Annotated in this window: 22 protein-coding genes; 7 read left to right on the top strand and 15 right to left on the bottom strand. The window is 69.0% G+C overall.

What is annotated here, in order from left to right:
• Window positions 1-180: 180 nt before the first annotated feature.
• Together VNW53_RS16640 and VNW53_RS16635 are read left to right on the top strand one after the other, a co-directional pair.
• The gene (locus VNW53_RS16640; RefSeq protein WP_325556945.1) at window positions 181-1,026 is read left to right on the top strand and encodes a hypothetical protein; all 846 of its coding nucleotides are present in this window, start codon (window positions 181-183) and stop codon (window positions 1,024-1,026) included.
• Window positions 1,027-1,036: 10 nt separating this feature from the next.
• The gene (locus VNW53_RS16635) at window positions 1,037-1,864 is read left to right on the top strand and encodes a hypothetical protein (RefSeq protein WP_325556944.1); all 828 of its coding nucleotides are present in this window, start codon (window positions 1,037-1,039) and stop codon (window positions 1,862-1,864) included.
• Between the two features lie 202 nt (window positions 1,865-2,066).
• Here the strand turns inward: VNW53_RS16635 and VNW53_RS16630 are convergent, their stop codons facing one another.
• From VNW53_RS16630 to VNW53_RS16580, 11 genes are all read right to left on the bottom strand, one after another.
• A complete protein-coding gene (locus VNW53_RS16630) occupies window positions 2,067-2,678 on the bottom strand; it encodes a glutathione S-transferase family protein (RefSeq protein WP_325556943.1) in 612 nt (203 codons plus the stop codon).
• A 96-nt stretch (window positions 2,679-2,774) separates the two neighbouring features.
• On the bottom strand, window positions 2,775-3,104 hold the full coding sequence (locus tag VNW53_RS16625; protein ID WP_325556942.1) for an endonuclease domain-containing protein: 330 nt from the start codon (window positions 3,102-3,104) through the stop codon (window positions 2,775-2,777).
• 111 nt (window positions 3,105-3,215) lie between these two features.
• The gene (uvrA, locus tag VNW53_RS16620; protein ID WP_325556941.1) at window positions 3,216-6,125 is read right to left on the bottom strand and encodes an excinuclease ABC subunit UvrA; all 2,910 of its coding nucleotides are present in this window, start codon (window positions 6,123-6,125) and stop codon (window positions 3,216-3,218) included.
• Between the two features lie 182 nt (window positions 6,126-6,307).
• Entirely contained in the window at window positions 6,308-6,778 is a 471-nt protein-coding gene (locus VNW53_RS16615) for a DUF1203 domain-containing protein (RefSeq protein WP_325556940.1), read from the bottom strand.
• A 423-nt stretch (window positions 6,779-7,201) separates the two neighbouring features.
• Window positions 7,202-7,669 carry a hypothetical protein gene (locus tag VNW53_RS16610; RefSeq protein WP_325556938.1) on the bottom strand — a complete coding sequence of 156 codons (468 nt, stop codon included), beginning with the start codon at window positions 7,667-7,669 and terminating at the stop codon, window positions 7,202-7,204.
• A 288-nt stretch (window positions 7,670-7,957) separates the two neighbouring features.
• Window positions 7,958-8,377, bottom strand: a complete 420-nt coding sequence (locus VNW53_RS16605) for a hypothetical protein (RefSeq protein WP_325556936.1) — start codon at window positions 8,375-8,377, stop codon at window positions 7,958-7,960.
• 54 nt (window positions 8,378-8,431) lie between these two features.
• Window positions 8,432-9,334, bottom strand: a complete 903-nt coding sequence (locus VNW53_RS16600) for a LysR substrate-binding domain-containing protein (RefSeq protein ID WP_325556934.1) — start codon at window positions 9,332-9,334, stop codon at window positions 8,432-8,434.
• Window positions 9,335-9,485: 151 nt separating this feature from the next.
• Window positions 9,486-9,869, bottom strand: a complete 384-nt coding sequence (locus VNW53_RS16595; protein ID WP_325556933.1) for a hypothetical protein — start codon at window positions 9,867-9,869, stop codon at window positions 9,486-9,488.
• A 147-nt stretch (window positions 9,870-10,016) separates the two neighbouring features.
• On the bottom strand, window positions 10,017-10,460 hold the full coding sequence (locus VNW53_RS16590) for a flagellar basal body protein (RefSeq protein WP_325556932.1): 444 nt from the start codon (window positions 10,458-10,460) through the stop codon (window positions 10,017-10,019).
• Window positions 10,460-10,789 (bottom strand): rod-binding protein, encoded by a 330-nt coding sequence (locus tag VNW53_RS16585; protein ID WP_325556930.1) that lies wholly within the window; start codon window positions 10,787-10,789, stop codon window positions 10,460-10,462. The genes VNW53_RS16590 and VNW53_RS16585 overlap by 1 nt, the downstream gene beginning before the upstream one ends.
• Window positions 10,789-11,910, bottom strand: coding sequence for a flagellar basal body P-ring protein FlgI (locus tag VNW53_RS16580; RefSeq protein ID WP_325556928.1), 1,122 nt, complete (start codon window positions 11,908-11,910; stop codon window positions 10,789-10,791). Before VNW53_RS16580 ends, VNW53_RS16585 begins: the two co-directional genes overlap by 1 nt.
• A gap of 158 nt (window positions 11,911-12,068) precedes the next feature.
• Between VNW53_RS16580 and VNW53_RS16575 the strand changes: the two genes are divergently transcribed.
• The 3 genes from VNW53_RS16575 (at window position 12,069) to VNW53_RS16565 (ending at window position 15,392) form a co-directional block, all read left to right on the top strand.
• Window positions 12,069-12,554, top strand: coding sequence for a flagellar assembly protein FliX (locus tag VNW53_RS16575; protein WP_325556927.1), 486 nt, complete (start codon window positions 12,069-12,071; stop codon window positions 12,552-12,554).
• 93 nt (window positions 12,555-12,647) lie between these two features.
• On the top strand, window positions 12,648-13,076 hold the full coding sequence (gene dksA / locus VNW53_RS16570) for an RNA polymerase-binding protein DksA (RefSeq protein ID WP_293372079.1): 429 nt from the start codon (window positions 12,648-12,650) through the stop codon (window positions 13,074-13,076).
• Between the two features lie 258 nt (window positions 13,077-13,334).
• Window positions 13,335-15,392 carry an NAD(+) synthase gene (locus tag VNW53_RS16565; RefSeq protein WP_325556926.1) on the top strand — a complete coding sequence of 686 codons (2,058 nt, stop codon included), beginning with the start codon at window positions 13,335-13,337 and terminating at the stop codon, window positions 15,390-15,392.
• A 31-nt stretch (window positions 15,393-15,423) separates the two neighbouring features.
• On the opposite strand, the gene VNW53_RS16560 is transcribed toward VNW53_RS16565, so the two are convergent.
• The gene (locus tag VNW53_RS16560; protein WP_325556925.1) at window positions 15,424-16,020 is read right to left on the bottom strand and encodes a TIGR00730 family Rossman fold protein; all 597 of its coding nucleotides are present in this window, start codon (window positions 16,018-16,020) and stop codon (window positions 15,424-15,426) included.
• 91 nt (window positions 16,021-16,111) lie between these two features.
• Here VNW53_RS16560 and VNW53_RS16555 point away from each other — a divergent pair, with 91 nt between their 5' ends.
• Together VNW53_RS16555 and VNW53_RS16550 are read left to right on the top strand one after the other, a co-directional pair.
• The gene (locus tag VNW53_RS16555) at window positions 16,112-16,894 is read left to right on the top strand and encodes a hypothetical protein (protein ID WP_325556924.1); all 783 of its coding nucleotides are present in this window, start codon (window positions 16,112-16,114) and stop codon (window positions 16,892-16,894) included.
• Window positions 16,895-16,926: 32 nt separating this feature from the next.
• Complete coding sequence (locus tag VNW53_RS16550; protein WP_325556974.1) at window positions 16,927-18,747, top strand: ABC transporter ATP-binding protein/permease; 1,821 nt, start codon at window positions 16,927-16,929, stop codon at window positions 18,745-18,747.
• Window positions 18,748-18,893: 146 nt separating this feature from the next.
• Here the strand turns inward: VNW53_RS16550 and VNW53_RS16545 are convergent, their stop codons facing one another.
• From VNW53_RS16545 to VNW53_RS16535, 3 genes are all read right to left on the bottom strand, one after another.
• On the bottom strand, window positions 18,894-19,370 hold the full coding sequence (locus tag VNW53_RS16545; RefSeq protein ID WP_325556973.1) for a GNAT family N-acetyltransferase: 477 nt from the start codon (window positions 19,368-19,370) through the stop codon (window positions 18,894-18,896).
• 62 nt (window positions 19,371-19,432) lie between these two features.
• Window positions 19,433-22,654, bottom strand: a complete 3,222-nt coding sequence (locus VNW53_RS16540; RefSeq protein WP_325556923.1) for an efflux RND transporter permease subunit — start codon at window positions 22,652-22,654, stop codon at window positions 19,433-19,435.
• A gap of 90 nt (window positions 22,655-22,744) precedes the next feature.
• Window positions 22,745-23,812 (bottom strand): efflux RND transporter periplasmic adaptor subunit, encoded by a 1,068-nt coding sequence (locus VNW53_RS16535; RefSeq protein WP_325556922.1) that lies wholly within the window; start codon window positions 23,810-23,812, stop codon window positions 22,745-22,747.
• Window positions 23,813-23,963 lie beyond the last annotated feature (151 nt).

Below are 23,963 nucleotides of genomic sequence, written 5' to 3'. Positions count from 1 at the left end.
GGGGCCTTGCAGGCAGGGGGCGTCAGCCCCAACCTTGCATCCAAAGGGCAGGCCGACTCGTTTTTCCTACGTCGTGGGGTCGGGCCTTTAGGGACGAGGATGGCGGGCTTTTCAGCCTCTGACGCAGCTCTTGAGGGATTTCGGGTCACGCGGGAGAATCCCCGGGCGTTCGGCGCCTGGGTGATCGTCTCGTTCCTGGTCAGCGTGGTCGCGTCGGTCAGCACCGTGTTCATGCCGGCCAATGTGCGCCACGGCCTGGAGACGATGAGCGCCAGTGAGACGCCGACGGCGGGGCAGTTCCTCGACGCCCTGATCGTCGTGGCGCCGATCCTCTTCCTGGGCCTGGCGGTCCAGTGCGTCATGGCCGCGGCGGTCTATCGGCTGATCTTCCGCCACGACGACACCCGCTTCGGCTATCTGCGGCTGGGCGCCGACGAACTTCGGCTCATGGGTCTGACCCTGCTCTACGTCGGCCTGGCCATCTGCCTGGTCGTCGGCCTGACCATCGCCTCGGCGATCGTGACCGCCGTGGCGTCGGTGGCCGGAACCACGGTCGCGGGCTTCGTCGGCGCCGCCAGCTCGCTGTTCTCCTTCGGGCTGGTGATCTTCGTCCTGGTGCGCCTTTCGCTGGCGCCGGTGGCGACCTTCGCCGAGCGGCGGCTGGCGATCTTCGAGTCCTGGACGCTCACCCACGGCCAGTTCTGGCGGCTGCTGGGCGCCTATGTCCTGGCGCTGGCCTGCATCGCGGTGATCGGCTTCCTGCTGATCGTGGTCTTCACCGGCGTGGCCGGGGTGGTGGTCCTGCTGACCGGCGGGCAGCTCTCGGACATCCGCGGCATCTTCAACGCCGATGAGACCTCGCTGCGCAGCTATCTGAGCGTCGGCGTGATCGCCTATACGGTGGTCTCCAGCGTGTTCAGCGCGCTCTACAACGCCGTCATCGCCGCGCCTGGCGCGGTGGCCTATCGGCACCTGCACGGCTGGCCGCCGGCCCAGCCCCTGACCGCCCAGCCCGAGGCGGGCTGAGCCCGCGGCCATGAGCGGCTTTTCCGCCAGCGACGCGGCCCTGGAGGGCTTCCAGGTGATCCGCGCGCAATGGCGCGTGGTGCTGGGCTGGTCCGGGTTCAACCTGCTGGCGATGATCGCGGTCGTGGTGATCTTCATCGTGGTCGGGGTGACCGCGGTCAGCGTGGCCGGCGGCGACCCGGGCCGGATCGGCGAGACCGTCGGCGGCCCGGTGGTGGGGCTCGCCACCGTGGTCGTCCAGCTTATGGTCGGCACGGCGCTGTTCCGGGCCATCTTCCGGCCCGACGACAGGGGCTTCTTCTACCTGCGGCTGGGACCCGACGAGTTCCGGGCGATCGGCGCAAGCCTGGTCCTGCTGCTGGGCGTCGCGGCCCTGGCGCTGGTCGCGGTGACCGTGGCGCGGGCGGTGCGGCCGATGGCGAGCGTCGGCCCCGTGATCGTCGGCCTGGCCGCGGTCGGCGTCGGCATATGGCTGGCGGTCAGGCTGGGCTTCGTCCTGCCGATCTGCGTAGCCGAGCGGCGCATCGACTTCGCCAGGTCCTGGCGGCTGACCCGAGGCCATGCCTGGGCGCTGATCGGCATGACCCTGCTGGCCGGCTGCCTGGGACTGCTGGTCAGCGTCCTGGTCTGGGGAGCCTTCTTCGTCCTGACCCTGGCCGTGGTGGGTTTCCATGAGCTGGGCGGCCTGGCGGGGCCGGAGGGCTTCCGCAACCATCCGGGCCTGTTCCTGCTGCAGGCCATCGCGCCCTTCATCTTCGGCCCCTTCGCGATCGCCATAGGCTGGACGCCCTGGGCCGCGGCCTACCAGGCGCTGACGGCGGGCCCGCCTGAAGCCTAGGTTGGCGACTCGATCGCCTCTTCTTTGATCGCCATCCTCCGGTCGCGCGAAGACGCGATCCGGGGGACCCATGAACACCACGGGCTCAGAAGGGTCGCGGCGGCGTCGCGCCCTATCCCTTGGTCCGGAGATCATGGGTGGCCCGGACAAGCCGGGCCATGACGATCAGAATTAAATTCAATGGGTTGATTGGGTTTTCACCCTAGGCTGTCGCGCTGGGCCGAGCTGAGGCCCGGTCATGCCAGGCCGTGAGGTTCTCGTATTCCGCCTCCAGCGGCAGGCCGATCCAGCCGGCGAAGTCGACGGTGGTCAGCAGGCAGATGTCGGCCATCGAGAAGCGGTCGCCGGCCAGCCAGGTCCTGCCCTCCAGCTCGCGGTTCAGATAGCGCTGGGCCCCCTTGTAGGTCTCCTTGTTGCTTTCCCCGAAGTCCTTGAACTGGGTCAGCAGGGCCGCCGTGCGCGGGTGCGCATGGCGCCAGAAATTTCCCACCGGCATCATCACGGTGAACTCCGTGCGCCGCACCCACATGTCGACCAGGGCCTTCTCCACCGGCGTGGTCCCGAACATCGGCGGGTCGGGATGGGTCTCGTCGAAGTAGCGGCAGATGGCCACCGTCTCGGCGATGCAGGTCCCGTCGTCGAGCTCCAGGGCGGGCAGTTGGCCCATGGAGTTCTTGGCGCGGAACTCCGGCGACTTGTGCTCGCGCTTCATCATGTCGACGCGGGTCTCGGGAAGGTCGATGCCCTTCTCCGCCAGGAAGATGCGCACCCGGCGCGGATTGGGAGCGGGGTTCGGCGCGCCGTAAAGGATCATGGTGGGGGCTCCCTGGGATCGAATCCCTCCTCTTTAGGGGAGGGTGGACGGCGCGCAGCGCCGGACGGGTGGGGGTATCGCGTTCAAGCTCGGAGTTTAGTCAGAAGAACTCCCTCTTACCGAAGGCCGAGCTTCCAATGCGAGCATGATCGCGTCCATCACGCCATTGATGTCGGTCCGGACCGCTGAATTAGAAAACCGCATCACCAGATAGCCGACGCGCTTCAGCACCGCATCGCGAACTGCATCGTGCTCTGCTTGCAGCGGATCGTTGTGCTGCCCGCCGTCCACTTCGATCACGAGCAATCGGTCGGCGCAGACGAAGTCGAGATAATAGCCTCGGAACGGTCGTTGCCGTCGGAGGTGAAACCCATGCGCGTGCAACCGCTTGAGCCGGCCCCATAGCCAGACTTCGGGTTCGGTCATGTGTTGCGAAGGCGGCGCGCCCTCGCGGTCGGCGCCGTGACCAGTCTTGACTCCCCCACCCTGGCCGCTTCGCGGCCTGTCCTTCCCCTAAAGAGGAGGGATGATTTGGCCCTAGGCCGTAACCCGCTGCTTCACCTTGCCGGCCTGGATCCGTTGCCGTTCCGCCTGGCGGGCCAGGAGTTCCGCCAGGTAGCGGCCGGTCCAGCTCTCGGCGTTGGCGGCGACCTGTTCGGGGGTGCCGGTGGCCACGATCTCGCCGCCGCCGTCGCCGCCCTCGGGGCCGAAGTCGACGATCCAGTCGGCGGTCTTCACGACGTCGAGGTTGTGCTCGATGACCACCACCGTGTTGCCCTGGTCGACCAGCTCGTGGAGCACCTCGAGCAGCTTCTTGGTGTCCTCGAAGTGCAGCCCGGTGGTCGGCTCGTCGAGGATGTAGAGGGTCTTGCCGGTGGCCCGGCGCGACAGCTCCTTCGACAGCTTCACCCGCTGCGCTTCGCCGCCGGAAAGCGTGGTCGACGACTGGCCCACCTTGACGTAGCCCAGGCCCACCCGGTTCAGGGTCTGCATCTTCTCGCGCAGCACCGGCACGGCCTTGAAGAACTCGGCGGCCTCATCGACCGTCATATCAAGAACGTCCGATATGCTCTTGCCTTTGAAGAGGATTTCCAGGGTCTCGCGATTGTAGCGATGGCCGTGGCAGACATCGCAGGTGACGTAGACGTCGGGCAGGAAGTGCATCTCGATCTTGATCAGCCCGTCGCCCTGGCAGGCCTCGCAGCGGCCGCCCTTGACGTTGAAGCTGAACCGCCCGGGGCCGTAGCCGCGGGCCTTGGATTCCGGCAGGCCTGCGAACCAGTCGCGGATCGGCTGGAAGGCCCCCGTATAGGTCGCCGGGTTGGATCTGGGCGTGCGGCCGATCGGCGACTGGTCGATGTCGATGACCTTGTCGAACAGCTCCAGCCCCTCGATCCGCTCGTAGGGCGCGGGCGCGTCGGAGGCGTTGTGCAGGCGTCGCGCGGCGGCCTTGTAGAGGGTCTCGATGGTGAAGGTCGACTTGCCGCCGCCGGACACGCCGGTGATGCAGGTGAAGGTGCCCTGCGGGATCTCCGCGGTGACGTTCTTCAGGTTGTTGCCGGCGGCGCCGATCACCCGCAGCACGTTCTTCCTGGAGATCGGACGCCGCTCGGCCGGCACCTCGATCTCGCGGGCGCCGGAGAGGTATTGGCCGGTGAGGCTGCGCGGCTCGGCCATGATGTCGTCCGCCGTGCCTTCGGCGATCACTTCGCCGCCGTGGACGCCGGCCGCCGGGCCCATGTCGATCACATGGTCGGCGGTGAGGATCGCCTCCTCGTCGTGCTCCACCACCAGCACGGAGTTGCCCAGGTCGCGCAGGCCCTTGAGGCTGACCAGCAGGCGGGCGTTGTCGCGCTGGTGCAGGCCGATGGACGGCTCGTCCAGCACATAGAGGACGCCGGTCAGCCCCGATCCGATCTGGCTGGCGAGGCGGATGCGCTGGCTCTCGCCGCCCGACAGGGTGCCTGAGGACCGCGACAGGTCGAGGTAGTCCAAGCCGACGTTGACCAGGAAGCGCAGGCGGTCGGTGATCTCCTTCAGGATCCGCCGCGCGATCTCCATCTGCTTGTTGCTGAGCTGGGCCTCCAGGCCCTCGAACCAGCCCGCCGCGTTCTTGATCGACAGATGGCTGACCTCGCCGACGTGCCTGCCGGCGATCTTCACCGCCAGCGCCTCGGGCTTCAGGCGATAGCCGTTGCAGACCTCGCAAGGGGTCTCGGCCTGATAGCGTCCGAGTTCCTCGCGGACCCAGGAGGAGTCGGTCTCGCGCCAGCGCCGCTCCAGGTTCGGCAGCACGCCCTCGAAGGTCTTGTTGACCTCGTACTTGCGCGCGTTGTCGTCGTAGATGAAGCGGATCTTCTCTCCGTCCGAGCCGTGCAGGATCACCTGCTTGGCCTGGTCCGGCAGCTTCCAGAACGGCGCATCCATCGAGAAGTCGTAGTGCCGCGCCAGCGCCTGCAGGGTCTGGGTGTAGAGCGGCGAGGGGCCCTTGGCCCAGGGCGAGATGGCGCCCTTGTGCAGGGTCTTGTCCTTGTCGGGCACGACCAGGTCGGCGTCGAAGGCGAGCTTCATGCCCAGGCCGTCGCAGGCCGGGCAGGCGCCGTAGGGATTGTTGAACGAGAAGAGCCGGGGCTCGATCTCGCTGATCGTGAAGCCGGAGACCGGGCAGGCGAACTTCTCCGAGAAGATCAGCCGCCGGGGCTCCTCCTCCGTCGGGTCCTTGTCGGCCCATTCGGCGACCGCGATGCCGTCGGCCAGGCGCAGCGCCTGCTCCAGGCTGTCGGCGTAGCGGGTCTCCAGGCCGGATTTGATGACCAGCCGGTCCACCACCACGTCGATGTCGTGCTTGAACTTCTTGTCGAGGGTGGGCGCGTCCTCGATGGGGTAGAACTCCCCGTCGATCTTCAGCCGCTGGAAGCCCGCCTTCTGCCACTCGGTGATCTCCTTGCGGTACTCGCCCTTGCGGCCGCGCACGACCGGCGCCAGCAGGTAGAGGCGCGTCCCCTCGGCCAGCGCCGTCAGCTTGTCGACCATCTGGCTGACCGTCTGGCTCTCGATCGGCAGGCCGGTCGCCGGCGAATAGGGCACGCCGACCCGCGCCCACAGCAGGCGCATGTAGTCGTGGATCTCGGTCACCGTGCCCACGGTGGAGCGCGGATTGCGGCTGGTGGTCTTCTGCTCGATGGAGATGGCCGGCGACAGGCCCTCGATCAGGTCCACGTCCGGCTTGCTCATCAGCTCCAGGAACTGGCGGGCGTAGGACGACAGGCTCTCGACGTAACGGCGCTGGCCCTCGGCGTAGATGGTGTCGAAGGCGAGCGAACTCTTGCCGGAGCCCGAGAGCCCGGTCAGCACGACAAGCTCGCCACGCGGAATGTCCACGTTGACGTTCTTCAGATTGTGCTCGCGCGCGCCTCGCACGCGGATGAGATTGTGCTGGTCGGCCATACTGTCCCGGAACGCTTTGCCACTGCCCGGAGGTCCCCGGCGGCGACCCCTTAATGTAGTGCCGGAGCGCAGAGATAACACAGGAACAGAAGTGGAACAAATGCCCTGCGGCGGGGGGCCGCGCCTCGACTGCTGACACCACGGTGGCAACAGGGCGGGCGGGGCGGCGCCGCGGCCGCCGCCTAGCCCCGGTCGATCCGCGCCGCGTAGCAGCCGCGCGCGGCGTTGTGGGCGTGGATGTAGGCGACCTCGGCCTGGGCGAACAGGCGCGCGATCACCGGCTCCAGGGCGTCGCCCGCCGCGATCTCGGCGTCGACCATCATGCCCGCCGCATCGAAAGCGCGCAGCGAGATGGCCTTGCGCACGCGCAGCGCGCCGGGGATCTCGCCGGCGACCCGGCGGGTCTCGCGCGCCTGCTCGCTGACGAAGATGGCGTGGCGCGAGCGATAGGGCGTGTCGGCGCTCTGATGCTCGTAGTTGAGCAGCAGCACGGTCTCGCCCGGCTGGGCGTCCTCCAGGGTCACGCGGCAGGGAAAGCCGGGGTTTGCGTCGACCGCGCAGCGGACGACCCCGCGCTCGGCCAGGGCTTCGTCGGAAAGGCCGAAGAGGGGGCGGAACGGCTCCAGCGGAAGGCCGGAAACGACGTAGGACATGCGAGGCTCCTTTGCGGCCCGGAACATCGGGGCGGGAGGTCGCGGAGCCAACCTGGCGAAATCAACACATGTCCGAAACCCGCGAGAGGGTGGGTTGCGGACATCGCCCCCGGCGACGCCAACAGTTTCGACGACCCGCTCGAAAACCCCGCTGGTCTCAGTCCCGGCGCTGAGCAACTTCCTTCTCACCGCAAAGGGACCGCGCCAGCTTGTCGCGCTGTCGCCAGACCTCCACCTGGGCGGCTCTAACAGAGCATCGCTGGTGCGCAATCTCTTGCGACGATGATGTCGCTTGACCTCGTTGTCTAAGCCATCCCGCGCTGGCTCGACCCAGGCGCAAAGAGGCCCGGACGGGTCCGGACCTCTTCTGGCGCGTCGTCGCGGCCGGCCGAAGGGGCGGCTCAGAGCGGCGCGAGCCTTAGATCAGTCGCGCGGCGGCGTGGAGGCCGCGCCTGCGACGGCGCCCGTGCCGCCACCCACGGCGGCGCCAACCGCCGCGCCAGGGCCGCACCCGATGGGGAGCGTCACAAGACACCCGATGGCCGCGCCAACACCGGCGCCCGTCGCGCCGCCGGCCAGGGCGCGCGCGCCCGGATCGGAGTGCCAGGCCCCCTTGTGATCGTAATACCCACGGTCACTATCCGGGTCGGCGAGCCAGTGCACGTGCTCGTCACTGCGGTGAGCGTCGTACCAATCGGAATTGTAGTAGATGATCGGCGCGGCGGGGCCGTATGCATACCTTTCGTGCACCCGCCAGCAGTCGCCATACTGATTGCAGGCGACATAGGTATGCCCGACCGGTTGGGCGCTCGCCACCGTCGGCATCGTGGCGCTTCCGGCCGCAGCGGCGATAAGCGAACTCATTGCGAACGCAGCGGTAAGAGTCTTCATTGGATCATCCCTTCATTGTGATGGGCCGCAGGCCCGCCAGCCGTCCAGCCGCTAGCAACGAGGCGGAAGGACCTTGGTTCCAGCTCGGAAAATGGGACGAGGGGAACCCGCGACGGTGTTCTGTTCCTCGGCGCGCCATGCCGTGTCACATCGACTGCGGGCTCCTTACCGGCTCATCCCGCATCCAGAATTCGGTCTTTCGGTTGAGAGACCTGTTGGCTGCTTTGCGGGGAGCGGACACTCGCCGCGACGATTGGGCGACCCGCCGGACCGCCGTGGCTCAATCCGCTATTTGACGTCGCTTGAGCCTTCCCAACGGCGCAGCCAGGCCTCCTCGTCGGCGTAGGCGCGTTCGACGCAGGCCCGCGTGGCGCAGCGCTCGCGTCGGGCTCGGCCTTCACGGGCCCGGGATTGGGTCTCGCCGGAGGTGTCGCGGGTTTCGGCGTTGGCGATCAGCGCCGCCAGCCGGCGTTCGCGGGCGGCGTAGTCGGCGGGCGAATAGCGGACGGCCTCCGCCTTCGGGGGAGGCGCCGGCGCCGGCAGGGGTGCGGGAACGGTGGTGTCGGCCGCGGGGCTGGACGGTGCGGACACAGGGGCCGGGGCGGGCGCCGCCGCAACGGGCGGCGGCGCGGCCTCCGTCTTGGGCTGCCGCGAGCATCCGGCGGCGGCGACCAGCATCGAGGCGACGAGCCAGACCGATCCGCGCATTTGTCAGCTCCCCGGATAACGTCGGTCTCTACGATCCGCCTCTCTGCGCGCGCGTCAAGCCGCGGCGTCGGCCAGGACCGGCGGGGCCGGAGCCGTGGCGGCCTCCTCGATCAGCCATTCGCGGAAGGCCTTCAGGCCGCGCTTCGGCGGCTGGCCGGGCAGGATCAGGTGGAACTTCGCCGGTGTGGCGGTGAAGCCGAAGGGCGCCGCAAGCCGCCCGGCGGCGATGTCGTTGGCGACGTAGATCCAGGGCGAAAGCCCGACGCCGAGGCCCGCGACGGCCGCCTCCAGCATGTAGAACAGATGCTCGTACTCGCGGTTCTCCGGCGGCTCGGGGACCGGCACGCCGGCGTGGTCGGACCACTCGGCCCAGGCCTGGCGGTGCGGCCGGGTGTGCAGCCGCGGCGTACGCGCCAGGTCGAGGCCGCCGGCGGCCAACGGCGGCGCCACGACGGGGCCGTGGAAGTTGTCCAGGAAGGGCGTGGCCGTCAGGCCTTCGCCCACGACGCTCTCGGTCAGGCGGATGGCCGCGTCGAAGGGTTCACGGGTGAAGTCCACCGGCCCGTAGGCCTCGGTGACCCGGATCGAGAGGTCCGGATGGCGGGCGTGGAAGCCGGAGAGCCGCGGGATCAGCCACTTCATGGCCAGGGTTCCCACGCAGGAGACGTGCAGCTCGCGGTCGGCGGCGGCCTTCACCTCGCGGAACGACTGCTCCAGCTCATCGAAGGTGCGTCCGAGGGACCGGGCCAGGCGCTCGCCCGCGTCGGTGAGCTTCAGGGCGTTGCGCGGCCCTTGCGTCAGCTTGACGCCGCAGAGCGCTTCGAGGCTGCGGACCTGGCGGCTGACCGCGCCGTGGGTGACGCAGAGCTCGTCGGCGGCGAGGCTCATCTTGCCGAGGCGGGCGAAGGCCTCGAACGCCCGAAGGGCCGTCAACGGCAGTTGGCTGCGCTTGGCCATGTGACCTCAGCTCACAAGCTTCCGTGTCGATATAACGACAGTCGGCGGGCATCCCAAACGACATCTGGGCGAGGTGTTCGTGAGTTCAGATCACGAAGGCGGGCAGCGGCCCAAGGTCGTTCAAGGCTCGCGGCCCGCCGCCCATCCGCGCCTAGAACGGCGCGCTCAGCAGCACGCCGTCGCCGCCATGGTGCAGGCCGTCGTCCTGGAGCCACTCGGCCTTGGGCGGGGCGGGCGGGATGGGCGGCTCGGCGGCGGCCGCGGCCTTGTCGGCGGCGCGATGGGCGGCGGCCGGCTTGGCGAAGAGCGCGGTCGCGAGGGTGCGCACCTGGCGCTGGTCGGGCGCCGGAGGTTTGGTGGCGTCGAGGCTGGAGGTCACGCGCGGCGTCGGCGGTGTGTAGCTGGGCGCGCGCCAGGGCTCGCCGGCGATGGAGTCCTTGGGAAGCTGCGCGTGGGCGCTGGCGGCTCCGCTGAGCAGGATCGCCGCGGCGATCGCCGCGCGGCGGACATGGGCGGACTTGAGCTGGGTCATCATGGCCGAAACACCCGCACCTGGGCTGGTTTCTGTGCCTGGTAGGTAGTGCCGCCGACCGGCCTCCGCCACCCCTGCGGGGCAGGTTGGCCCGGATTCCCCGCGCCGGGGCGCACGCCGGACGCGAGGAGCGGCCGGACGCCGTCCGAATCAGGCGCGCTTGTTCAGGGTGATCGCGATCGCCGCGGCGTTGGGACTCTGGATCCCGTTGGCGCCGTAGCTGACGCCCTTCTGCCGCTGGCTGGCCACTTCCTCGGCGATGGCGCGGACCAGGCCCTCGGTGACGGTCTTGGCGGCGTTGACCGCGCGGCTCTGGCGGGCGAGCACAGCGTCGAAGGCCTCGGTGGCGCGGATCAGGCGCAGCCGCTGATCGCGCGGGGCGCTGTCGACCAGGGACGGGTTGGCGCGGATGCGGGCCGACTCGTGGCGGTACATGTTGGCGAGGCGCTGGGTTTCCTCGACATAGGTCGCCGCCTCGTGCGGGCGGCGGTCCTCGAAGGCCTTGGCCTGTCCGGCCACCAGGCTGGTCAGCCGGTCGGTGAGCAGGATGAGCTGCTCGACCCGCTCAGCGGCGTCTTCGGCGGTCACGTTCATCAATGCAGCCCTTGCATCTTGAGCATCTCGCGCTGGACCGAAGCGGCCAGGCCGATACCGCCGTTGGCGACCATCTTGTTGGCCATGGCCTCGGTTAAGAACGACTTGAACATCTGCTCGCCGACGCCGCCGCCGAAGGGCGCGGCCGTCTCGGTCCCGTCGAACATCTGCTGCAGCATGACGGACAGGAAGGCGGACTCGAACTTCTGCGAGGTCTGCTTGATCTGGCCGCGTTTGGCCATTTCCGCGGCGCTGGGCGCGGCGGCGGCCGGCGTCGCGGGGGCCAGCAGGTTGGCGGGCAGGGCGGTGGCGGCGGTGAGGTCGGTCATTATTGCACCTGGATCTCGGCCTGCAGGGCGCCGGCGGTCTTGATGCTCTGCAGAATGGAAATCATGTCCCGCGGCGTGACGCCCAGGGCGTTCAGCCCCGCCACCATGGAGGACAGCGACGCGCCGCTCCTCAGGGTGACGAACTTCTTGCCCTTCTCCTCGTCCACCGAGATGTCGGACTGCGGGACGATGGCGGTGGTCCCGCCCCTGGAGAAGGGGGTGGGCTGGCTGACCTGCGAGCTCTCGCGCACCGTGATCGTCAGGTTGCCCTGCTGGATGGCGACGGTGGAGACCCGCACGTTCTCGCCCATGACGATGACGCCGGCGACCTCGTCGATCACCACCTTGGCGGGGGCGTCGGGCTCGATGGCGAGGTTCTCCACCTGACTCACGAAGCTGACCATGTCCTGGCCGGTCGGCGGGCGGATGGCGACGATGGTGGGGTTCTGCATTTGGGCTGTGCCGGGGAAGCGGCCGTTGATCACGTCGGCGATCCGCTGGGCGGTGGTGAAGTCGGGGTTGCGCAGGGTCAGCCGCAGCGTCGTCATGCTGGCGAGCTGAAAGCCGGTGTCCTTTTCGACATTGCCGCCGCCGGCGATGCGGCCGGCGGTGGGCACGCCCTTGGAGATCGTCGAGCCCGAGGCGCCCGAGGCGCTGATCGAGCCGGTCTGCACCGTGCCCTGCGCCACCGAATAGACCTGGCCGTCGGCGCCGTAGAGCGGGGTCATCAGCAGCGTGCCGCCCAGCAGGCTCTTGGCGTCGCCGATCGCCGAGACCGTCACGTCGATCTTCGCCCCGGGGGCGGAGAAGGGCGGCAGGTTGGCGGTGACCATCACCGCGGCCACGTCCTTGGTGTTCGGCGTGGCCGAGCGCGTGTTGACGCCCAGCCGCTCCAGGGCGGACTGCAGGCTCTGCTGGGTGAAGGGGGCGTTGCGCAGGGCGTCGCCGGTGCCGTTCAAGCCCACGACGATGCCATAGCCGACGAGCTGGTTGGCGCGGACGCCTTCGAACTCGACGATGTCCTTGATGCGGGATTTCGCGGCCGCCGGCCCGGCGCACAGCCCCGCGGCGAGGCTGATCGCCAGGAGAAGGGCGGGGACGGCGCGGAGGGAAAGACGCATGATCAACCGGTTGAAGCTGCTTCGCCGGTTGCTATGCGATCTGCGTGCCAGTTCCGGGGGTTGGGAAAAGCCAATGAAAACAGTTTTGGGGCCTGCGCCGACGCCGTGCGGATCGGGGCCGGCGGCAGTTTTTGCCCGGCATTAACCATGCTGCAAGCTTGGCGGCCGACAACTGGGGTCAAGTTCGAGTCACAGGGATTGAAGCGCGCAGCATGAAGGTCACCGGCCCAAGCGGGATCGGATCGTCCTCCGGCGCACGTCCGGCGCGCGGCGCCGGCGGCGAAGGCTTCCGCGTCATTACGCCCGAGCCGGCCGGCGGCGCCGGCCAGGCCTCGTCGGTTTCGCAGACCGGCGGCGTCATGGGCCTGGGCGCGCTCCTCGCCCTGCAGGACGTGGGCGGGCCCCTGGAACGCAAGCGCCGCGCCGTGCGCCGCGCCGGGCGCATCCTCGATGTGTTGGACGACATCAAGGTGGCGTTGCTCGAAGGCGAACTCTCGGCCAGCGACCTGGACCGCCTGCGCCGCGCCATCCGCGACGAGCGCGAGCAGACCGACGATCCCAATCTGGAAGCGGTGCTCGACGACATCGAACTTCGCGCCGCAGTTGAAATGGCGAAGCTTGAACGGGCCTCACGTGCGGCCTAAAGGCACGCGCGCACTCGTGCAGATTGAATGCACTGTTTTGTTTGCTATAAGCGCCGCGCGTGTCTCGGGCAGCTTAGGGGGCTCGGAGTGTCCATGAAGGCATCTGCCGTGTTGGCTGATCGTCCTGGTTACCGTCCTTCCGAGGACGAGGAGTTCATGAACGAGCGTCAGCTTGAGTATTTCAGGCAGAAGCTCATCGACTGGAAAGAGGACATCCTCCGCGAATCTGGAGAGACCCTCAAGCATCTGCAGAGCGAGACCGAAAATCATCCCGACCTGGCCGATCGCGCCTCGTCGGAGACTGACCGGTCTCTTGAGCTGCGCACGCGTGACCGGCAACGCAAGCTGATTTCCAAGATCGACGAAGCGCTCCGGCGGATCGAGGACGGCAGCTACGGCTACTGCGAGGAGACCGGCGAGCCCATCGGCGTCGCCCGTCTCGACGCCCGGCCGATCGCCACGCTCAGCCTGGAGGCCCAGGAACGCCACGAGCGCCGCGAGCGGGTTCATCGGGACGACTGATCTGGCCATCCCTCCTCTTTAGGGGCGGGTGGACGACGCGAAGCCTCGGACGGGTGGGGGTCTGTGGGCCAGACCGAGAGTCCGCCGCTTGAACGAGAATCCCCCACCCTGGCCGCTGCGCGGCCTGTCCCTCCCCTGAAGAGGAGGGATTAGCTCCTTTGCCATTCTTCAACGCCCCGCCTATATATGCTCAAAGTGAGCATTTCTCCCGGGCGGCAAATCAGGCGCTAGTGGCGGGGGGATGAGGGGCCGACCGCCGTGACCAGATCCGGGACCCGACCGTTCCACGCGATCCACAGCCACGGCTTCGTGCGCGTGGCGGCCTGCACGCCGACCGTGGCGGTGGGCGATCCGGGCCTCAACGCCGTCGAGACCCTGACACTGGCCAAGGCCGGCCACGCGCGGGCCTGCGACCTGATGCTGTTCCCGGAACTGGGGCTGTCGGCCTACGCCATCGACGACCTCTTCCTGCAGGACGCCCTGCTGCGGCGGGTGGAGGCGGAGATCGAGGGCCTGGCCGCCGCCAGCCGGGACCTCGCCCCCGTGCTGATCGTCGGAGCGCCCATCGCGCATTCGGGGGCGCTCTACAACTGCGCGGTGGTCATGTCGCGCGGCAGGATTCTCGGAGTCGTCCCCAAAAGTTTCCTGCCCAACTATCGGGAATTCTACGAGAATCGCTGGTTCGCGCCGGGCGCGGGCGTCACTGGCCTGACGACGCGCCTGGCCGGCCAGGACGTCCCCTTCGGGACCGACCTGGTGTTCGAGGCCAGCGACCTTGCCGACTTCAGCTTCGCCGCCGAGATCTGCGAAGACTTCTGGTCGCCGACGCCGCCCTCGACCCAGGCGGCGCTGGCCGGGGCGCTGATCCTCTGCAACCTCTCGGCCTCCAACATCGTGGTCGGCAAGTCCGACGAGCGCGAACTGCTCTGCGCCTCGCAGTCCATGCGCTGCATGGCGGCCTACCTCTATTCGGCCGCCGGGCCGGGCGAGAGCACCACCGACCTCGCCTGGGACGGCCAGGCCTCGATCCATGAGCTTGGCCGCCGGCTGGCCCAGACCGACCGCTTCCCGACCAAGGCCCAGATGGCGGTCGCCGACATCGACGTGGAGCGCCTGCGCCTGGAGCGGCTGCGCACGCCCACCTTCAACAACGCCGCCGTCGCCGCGGGGCGGCCGGAGAAGGCCTTCCGCAAGGTCGCCTTCGAGCACAGGCCCAGCTTCGAGGACGTGGGCCTCGAGCGGCGCCTCGACCGCTTCCCCTTCGTGCCGGACGACCCGGCTCGCCTCGACCAGGACTGCTACGAGGCCTTCAACATCCAGGTCCAGGGCCTGACCCAACGCCTGCGGGCCACCAAGTCCAAACACCTGATCGTCGGCATCTCGGGCGGGCTCGATTCCACCCACGCGCTCCTGGTGGCCTGCAGGGCGTTCGACCTGCTGGGCAAGCCGCGCAGCGAGATCCTGGGCTTCACCATGCCCGGTTTCGCCACCAGCGAGGGGACCAAGGCCAACGCCTGGGCGCTGATGAAGGCGCTGGGCGTCACCGGCCAGGAGATCGACATCAAGCCGGCCGCGCGGCAGATGCTGGCCGACATGGACCACCCCTTCGCCAGGGGCGAGCCGGTCTACGACATCACCTTCGAGAACGTGCAGGCGGGCCTCAGGACCGACTATCTGTTCCGCCTGGCCAACCGCCATTCGGGTCTCGTGCTCGGAACAGGCGACCTGTCGGAGATCGCGTTGGGCTGGAACACCTACGGCGTCGGCGACCAGATGAGCCACTACAACGTCAACGGCTCGCTGGCGAAGACCCTGATCCAGTACCTGATCCGCTGGGTGGTGAAGACCGGCCAGCTCGACGCCGCGGCGTCCAAGACCCTGCTCGCCATCCTCGACACCGAGATCTCGCCGGAACTGGTGCCGGCCGACGCCTCGGGCGCGATCCAGTCGACCCAGGCCAAGGTCGGACCCTACGAGCTGCAGGACTTCAGCCTCTATCACATCACCCGCTTCGGGCTGCGGCCGTCGAAGGTGGCGTTCCTGGCCTGGCACGCCTGGCGCGACGCCGGCGCGGGCGACTGGCCGCCCGACTTCCCGGAAGGCGCGCGCAACGCCTACGACCTGGCGGCCATCAAGAAATGGCTGGGCGTCTTCCTCTACCGCTTTTTCGAGATCAGCCAGTTCAAGCGCTCGGCCATGCCCAACGGGCCGAAGGTGATCTCCGGCGGCGCGCTTTCGCCCCGCGGCGACTGGCGCGCACCCTCCGACGGGACCGCGAAGGTCTGGCTGGACGAGTTGGAAGCGAACGTGCCCTGACTTTCCCTTCCCTTCATGGGGAGGGAAGGTCCTAGGTCACGCTGGTCAGCATCGGCGAGGCGCCGGCCTTGGGGCCCACGAACAGGGCGGGCACGATGTCCTCGACCCTTTCGACCACGGTCCAGGCGCCCATGAAGGCCGGCGGGGTCAGCTTGGCGTCGACGGTGTGCTGGAAGAGGGCGAACAGCGGGCCCCAGAAATTGTCGGGGTTGTAGAAGACCACCGGCATGGTGTGCAGGTCGAGGCGCCGCCAGGAGAGGAGCTCGATCACTTCCTCGAGGGTGCCGATGCCGCCCGGCAGGATGACGAAGCCGTCCGACTCCTCGAAGAACATCTGCTTTCGCTCGTGCATGGAGGTGACGATCACGTGCTCCACCGTCTCCAACGCGCGCTCCTTGCCGACCAGGAAGTCGGGGATGATGCCCAGCACCTTGCCGCCCGCCTCGTGCGCGGCCCGCGCCGTGGCGCCCATCAGGCCCACGCCGCCGCCGCCGTAGACCAGCCGCAGGTCCGCCTTCGCCAGCGCCCGGCCGAGGTCGGCGGCGGCGCGCAGAAAGGCCGGATCGGCCGCGTCGGACGAGCCGCAGAACACGCAAACGGACTTCAGGCTGTCGGGCTTGGCGCCCATTGATCGATACTCCGGGAAGATTCGCCCGCTTGTGGGCGCAGGGCGAAAGCCTGATTAGCTAGGCCCAGGGTTAAGGAGTTTCAACCAAACCGTGGTTCCCGCGAAATCCCCAGCCGCCGTTCTCGCCGCCGCGGCCCTGGGCCTGGCGGCCTGCGGGGCGCACCCGCCCGCCGCCGGTCCGGAACGGGAGGCCGCGGCCCCGGAGGCGGGCAACCTGGCCCCGCCGCAGATCGACGCCATTCGCCTGGCGGCCTCCGGCGTCATCCTGAGCGGCGCGGCGCCGGCGGGCGGCAAGGTGCGGCTGGCGACCCCGGCGGGCCAGGCGATGTTCGCCACGGCCGACGCCCATGGCCGCTGGACCATCGCCCTGCCGGGCGCGGCCGAGCCCCGTATCTTCGGCCTGTCGGCCAGCGAGCGTGGCCGCCAGATCCAGGCGGAAGGCTATCTGCTGGTGACGCCACAGGGGCAGGCGGCGCTGCTGCGGGCGGGCGCCGCGGCCCTGCGCATCGACACGCCGGCGAGGCCCGGCCTGCGGGCCATCGACTTCGACCGCGGCGGCGGCGTGGAGGTCTCCACCCAGGTCGGCCCCGGGGCCACCGTGATCGTGCGCCTGGACGGCCGTCAGGCCGCGGAGGGCCGGGCGGACGCGGCCGGCCGCTATGTGGGGAGCCTCGGCTCGCAGAGCCCGATCCGCGCAGGCGCGCACCAACTGCAGGTCGCCGGCGACGGCTTCGCCGACCAGGTGACCGCCCAGCTCTCGGCCGCCGCGCCCCTTGCGGATGGGCCGATGCGTAGCCAGCTCACCCCTGCCGGCCTGCGGGTCGACTGGATGACGCCGGGCGGCGGCGTGCAATCCACCCTTCTCGTGCACTGACGGAGCAACGGTTGGCCTTCGCCCACCCTGGAATGACCCGCCGCTTCGGCGGCGAGCCGGCGCCCCGCGAGGCGAGGTTCAGCTTCTGGGGCTCCCTGGCCGACCTTTGGGCGCTGGTGATGCGCTCGGGCGCGCCGCAGTTGCGGCTGCGGATCGGCGTGGCCCTGGCCCTGGTCTTTGTCGGCAAGCTGGCCGGGGTGATCGCTCCGGTGATGCTGGGGGACGCCATCAACACCCTGCGGCCGGTGGCCGAGGGCGGAGTGGCCGTTGGCGCGACCTTCGTCGGCCTGGCCATGGCCTTCGCCGCCCTGCGGCTGGTCGCGGCCTGCGCGCCCTACGCCCGCGACGCCATCTTCACGCGGGTCTCGCAGTCGACCATGGCCAAGGCGGCCGTGGAGACCTTCGCCCATGCGCTGGGCCTGTCGCTCGATTTCCACCAGAGCAAGCAGACCGGGACGCTCACGCGGATCATCGACCGGGGCTCGCGCTCCACCGACTTCCTGATCCGCAGCCTGATCTTCAACCTGGGCCCGACAGCGGTCGAGCTGGTCATGGCCATGGCGGTGATGGTCGCGCGGCTGGACTGGCGCTTTGCGATCACCGCGCTCGCCACCCTGGTGCTCTACGTCGTGGTCACCTTCCGGATCACCAACTGGCGGCTGTCGCATCGGCGCGAGCTGAACGAGACAGACAACCGCGTCGCGGGCCTCTCCTCCGACGCCCTGATCAACTACGAGACCCTGAAGACCTTCGGGGCCGAGGACCGCATCGTGTCCACCTACGAGCAGGCAATGGGCGACTATGTGGACGCCAGCGCGCGGGCCAACTCGTCGCTCAACCTGTTGAACGGCTCGCAGTCGGTGATCCTGAACGTGGGCCTGGCGGCGCTGACGGTCATGGCCGGCTACGAGGTCGCCGGCGGCCACCTGAAGATCGGCGACGTCACCACCGCGATCTTCCTTTTGAGCGGCCTCTATGCGCCGCTGGGCATGCTGGGCTTCCAGTACCGCGAGATCCGCCAGGCCTTCATCGACATGGAGCAGATGATCTCGCTGCGCGACATCACGCCCGACATCGTCGATGCGCCGGACGCGACCGACCTGCCCCCGGCCAGCGGCGCCGGCGCCTCCGTCGCCTTCGACCGGGTGAACTTCCAGCACGACGCCCGCTCGGTGGGCTTGCGGGACGTCAGCTTCGAGGCTCCGCCGGGGACCACGACGGCGCTGGTGGGGCCGTCGGGCGCGGGCAAGACCACCGCCGTGCGCCTCGCCATGCGCCTGCTCGACCCCAACTCCGGGCGGGTGCTGATCGACGGGCTGGACATGCGCCAGGTGAAGCAGACGGCGCTGCGCCAGGCGGTCGCCCTGGTGCCGCAGGACGTGGCCCTGTTCAACGACAGCCTCTACGCCAACATCGCCTTCGCCCGGCCGGGCGCGGGCAACGACGAAGTGCGCGCCGCCGCCGAGGCCGCCGAGTTGGGCCCATTCATCGACAGCCTGCCGAACGGCATGTCGACCATGGTCGGCGAGCGGGGGCTGAAGCTCTCCGGCGGTGAGCGCCAGCGGGTGGGGATCGCCCGGGCGCTGCTGGCCAATCCCCGCGTCCTGATCCTCGACGAGGCCACCAGCGCCCTCGACGGGCCCACCGAGGCGGCGATCCAGGAGACCCTGCGCAAGGTCAAGGCCGGCCGCACGACCCTGGTCATCGCCCACCGCCTGTCCACCATCGTCGACGCCGACCAGATCCTGGTCCTGCGCCGCGGCCGCATCGTCGAGCGCGGGACCCACGCGGAGCTGCTGGCCAAGACGGGGGAATACGCCGCGCTCTGGCGGCGCCAGACGCGGGAAACCTGAGGCCGCGCCCGCGGCCTGTCTTAACCACCAAGGCCACCAAGAAGATATGGCCCCGCCAGCAAAGCGCGGCGCTCGCCGTGCGCGTGGGTTTCTTGGCGTCCTTGGTGGTTAAACCTGCAACACCTGCAGCGCGCAGCGAGGAACGATCAGGACGCGATCGACTTCCCCATGCGGGCGAGCGGCACCGGCTCGCCGCCGCGGTCGTCGAGGATCTCCTCGATCACCGTGTAGCCGGCGCTGAGGTAGAGCGGTTGGCCGGAGAGCGTGCCCATCAGCTCCAGCCGGGTGAACCCCTCGGCCCGGGCGGCGTCTTCGCAGAGCGCCAGGATCAGGCGGCCGACGCCGCGGCGGGCGAAGGCGGGATGGGTGTACATGGCCCGCACGCGCGCCGCGTCCCTAGCGGGGTCGAGCAGGGCGGCGTCGCGGCCCGGCGAATGGTCGCCGCCATAGAGGGTGGCCCTGCGGCTCCAGCCGCCGCAGCCGGCGATCTGGCCGTCGGCCTCGATCACGAAATAGGTGCCGTCGGCGATCAGTTGGCGGTCCAGGCCCATGATCGTGCGGCTGGCGGCGATCTGGGCGGGGGTGAGGAACCCCTGCTGCAGCTCGGCGATGGCGGCGTCCATCACGGCTTCCAGCGCCGGTATGTCCTCAGGACCCGCCAGGCGGGAGGTCAGCGCCGCCACGGCTACTCCGCGGCCCTGGGTATGTCGTAGGGCTTCACCGCCGGCGCCGGCGGGGCGCCGCGGATCACGCGCCAGAGCCAGGCGAAACGCCGCGAGGCGACCATCGGCGCGGCCAGCAGGACCGGGGTCAGCACCAGGGTCAAGAGGGTCGCGAAGCTGAGGCCCCAGACCACCGCGGCGGATAGCTGCACCCACCACTCCGACCCGGGCGCCTTGTACTCGATATGGCCGTTGTGGAAGTTCGGGTGGATCTGGAACATCAACGGCAGCAGGCCGACCACGGTGACCAGCGTCGTCAGCATCACCGGCCGGAAGCGCTGGGCGGCGGCCCGCACGGAGGCGTCGTCCGCCAGGTAGCCCTGCCGTCGGAGCTGATAGAAGGTGTCCACCAGCACGATGTTGTGGCCGACCACGACCCCGGCCAGGGAAACCACGCCCGTGCCCAGCATGATCACCGAGATGTAGTCGAAGGCGTGCAGCAGGTTCACCTGGATGCCCAGAAGCACGCCGATCGTCGACAAGGCCACCGCCGACAGGGTCACCAGCACCCCGTAGAAGCTGTTGAACTGCCAAAGCAGGATCACGGCCATCATGAACAGGGACACCACCATCGCGACCATGAAGAACTGCGCCGCCTTCTGACCTTCCTCATCGGCGCCGGTGAACTTCACATGCACCTCCGGGTCGAGGTTGGCCTTGTCGGCGACCCACTGCTTGATCTGACCGACCTTCAGGTTGGCCGCGACGCCCTTGATGGCGTTGGCCTGGATCAGCACCAGGCGCTGGCCCTCGCGGCGCTGGATCTGAGTGACCTGCTGGTTGGGGATGCGCTTGACGAAGTAGCTGGCCGGGACCGGGCCTGAGGGCGTGGTGATCTTGAGCTGGTCGAAGGCCGCCACCGTGCGCGCGTCGATCGGGAAGCGCACCCGGATGTCGAGCTCGTCCTGGGCGTCGTCGGGGCGGAAGCGGCCCACCAGCACGCCTTCGGTCATGAACTGGATCGCCTGGCCCACCGCCAGCACGTCAACGCCATAGCGGCCCGCCGCGACCCGGTCGACGGTCAGGTTGTACTGAATGCCCGGCGAGGTCCGGTTGTCCTCGAGGTCGATGAGCTGCGGGTCGGCGGCGAGCTTGGCCTTGACGAGGTCGGCGGCCTTGTCGAGGGCGGCGGGGTCATGGCTGGAGAGCTGCACCTGCACGGACTTGCCGGTGGGCGGCCCCTGCTCGGGTTCGCGCACCTCGACCTGCATGCCGGGCAGGTCGGCGACGCGGCGGTTGATCTCGTCGGAGATGTCCTTGCCGCGCAGGCCCAGGGCCTTGCGCTGCTCGTACTCGTCGAACTGCACCTGGATGCGGCCGATGGTGTCGTTGGGGGGCGACGTGGGGCCGCCCACCGTGGTGATGCCGCCGGCGCGGACGTACATGGAATCGATGCCCTTCACGCCGACCAGGCGGGCCTCGACCTGCTTCATCAGGCTGTCCTGGGCCTCCGGCGAGAGGTTGCCGCGCGCCTTGACGTAGACGGTGACCTGCTCGGGATCCTGGTCGAGGAAGAACTCGGTCCGGTGCGGGGTGGCGACGAACCAGAACCCGACCACGAAGATGATCCCCAGCGTCGCCAGCACGACCCGCCCCGGATGATGGCCGAGATAGGAGAGGGTGCGGGCGTACCAGCCCATGAAGCCCGTCATCTCGCGCGGATCGCCATGCTCGGACTTCTCGATCTCGGCGAGGTGGGCGGCGTCGACGGCGGTGGCGCGGCCGAAGATCGACCCCACGGCGGGCGTGAAGATCAGGGCCACGAAGATCGAGGCCCCCAGCACGAAGAACAGGGTGAGCGGCAGGTAGCTCATGAACTTGCCGCTGATCGAGTCCCAGAACATGAACGGCAGGAAGGCGCAGAGCGTGGTCAGGGTGCCGTTGACCACCGGCCAGAACATGCGCTTGCCGGCGGCGGCGAAGGCCTCCTCCTTGGGCAGGCCCTCGGCCATCTTCCGGTCGGCGTATTCCACGACCACGATGCCGCCGTCGACCAGGATGCCGACCGCCAGCACCATGCCGAACATCACCATCTGGTTCAGGGTCACGCCGTCGGCGTGGATCATCAGGAAGGCGATCAGGAAGCAGGCCGGGATGGCCAGGCCGACGATGATCCCCTGACGGATCCCGAGGCTGGCCACGATGATCATCATCACCAGAAGGCTCGCCATCAGGATGCCGCTCTCCAGGATGGTGAGGGTGCGGCCGATGAAGTCGGAATTGTCGTAGGTGTAGTCGACCTTCACGGTCGCCGGCCAATGCTTCTCCTCCTCGGAGACGACGCTCTTGATGGACTTCACGGTGTCGAGGATGTTGGCGCCGTTGCGCTTGGTGACGTCCAGGGCCACCGCGGGCTGGCCGTTGAAGCGGGTGATGAAGTCCGGCTCCTTGAAGGTGCGCCGCACGTTGCCGATGTCGCCGATGGTGACGATCCGGTCGCCGCTCTTCTTGATGGGCAGCGCCAGGATGTCGGCGGGGTTCTGCACCACGCCCGGCACCTTCATGGCGAACATGCCGGCGCCGGAGCGCAGGTCGCCGGCGGGAACAAGCTGGTTGTTGCGCGCGATCACACCTGCCAGGTCGGTGGCCGTGACGTTGTAGGCCTCCATCCGCAGGGGATCGATGGTCACGTCCAGCAGCTCTTCGCGGGCGCCGCTCTCGAACGCCTCCTGGACGCCGGGCGCGCTTTCCAGCCGCTCCTTCAGGTCCTTGGAGATGCGCGCGAGCTCGCGCTCCGGGGCCTGGCCGTGCAGGACGATGCCGATGATCGGCTGGTCGGAGAAGCTCTGCTCCTGGATGATCGGCGGCTCGGCGTCCGGCGGGAAGCGCGCGCGCGCCAGGTCGACCTTCGAGCGGACGTCGTCCAGCGCCTTCTGCTTGGGGAAGCTCGGGTCGAATTCGAGCGTCACGATCGCCGCGCTCTCGCGCGCGACGGCGTTCATGTGCTTGACGCCCTGGATGGTCTGGAGCTGCACCTCCAGCGGCTTGATCAGCAACCGCTCGGCGTCTTCCGGGCTCACGCCCGGGAACGGCACGACGATGGAGATGTAAGGCAGGTCGATGTCCGGCTGCGCCTCGCGCGGCATGGCCAGGTAGGTGAAGAAGCCGAAGATGCAGGCGATCACCGTGACGCCCAGCACCACTTTCTTGCGCTTGATGGCTCCGTCGATGAGGGCGGCGATCATGGTCTTTCTCCGTCCGGGATTTCCGCGGGAAATCCCGGCAAGTATCTGACATTCTTCCATTTTCGCGCGCGAAAATGGGGGACAGGAGCGCTACTGCGCCGCAGCGACACGAACCTTCTGGCCGTCGGCGACATAGGACTGGCCGACGGTGATCAATTGCACGGGGCCGGACAAGCCCGTCACCCACACCCCGTCATGGGTCTCCTCGATGACGTTCACCGGGGCGAAGGCCACGCGGCCGTCGCCCACCACGTAGCGGACGCCCTGGCGGCCGGCGGAGTCCAGCACCAGGGACGAGACCGGCACCAGGTGCGCCGGGCCCGAGCCCGCGCCGATATGCATCTCCGCCGACAGGCCGGAGCGGACGTCGAGCCTGGGGTTCGGCAGCGTCATTTCGAGGTGGTAAGTACGCGTCTGCGGGTCGGCGTCGCGGCTGACGTAGCGGATGCGCCCGCTGAGCGTCTGGCCGGACACCAGCTTGGCGGTCGCCAGGGCGCCCACTTTCATCTTGGCGGCCTGGGTCTCCGGCACGTCGCCGACCACCAGCAGGGGGTCGATCTCGATCATCGTGCCGCAGGGCTGGCCGGGCCCCAGGAAGGCGCCGATCTCGGCGTCGCGGTGGTCGAAGACGCCGGTGAAGGGCGCCTTCAGGTTCACCTGGGCGAGCGCGATCTCCGCCTGGCGAACGGCGGCGCGGGAGGCGTCGAGGTTGGCCTGGCCCTGCAGGACCTGGGTCGGTGAGCGGAAGCCCTTCGCGGCGAGCTGCTCGTTCTGCTGCTGGGCGAGTTCGGCGGACTTCTCCGCGGCGTGAGCCTGGTCGAGCGCGGCCTGGCGCGCATCGACGGCGAGGCGGCACAGCACTTGGCCCTGCCTGACATAGGTGCCCTGCAGCACCGGCGCCTGCGCCACAACCCCGGAGGTCTCGGAGCGCACAACCACTGCGCGTGTCGCCTGGGTGCGGCCGCGAACCACGACGTCGTAGCGCCGTTCCACTTCGGGGATCAGCCTGGCCTGGACGCTGGGCGGCCCGGAGGGCGGCTTGGCCTTGGGGTGGGCGGTGGCCGGCGCGCCCAGGCTCATCAGGCTGCGCGCGATGAAATAGAGCGCCACCAGGCCGGCGACGACGATGACGAACAGGTACTGTGGTTTCAACCGCATCAAGCTGTTTCCCGAGCCCCCTACAGCTCTCCGCGAATCAGCGACGCCTCGATACGCGGCCCCGCATCTTAGGCGGTTCCCGCGCTTGTGATGCCACCGTTACGCGAGCGCAAATGAAATCGCGGTCAGGATGGCGCCACGGCGTTTTAGG

The organism is Phenylobacterium sp. (assembly GCF_035569475.1).
Taxonomy (GTDB): Bacteria; Pseudomonadota; Alphaproteobacteria; order Caulobacterales; family Caulobacteraceae; genus Phenylobacterium.
The sequence above is the reverse complement of the archived record's forward strand: the minus strand, read 5'-3'. Positions and strand labels throughout refer to the sequence as shown.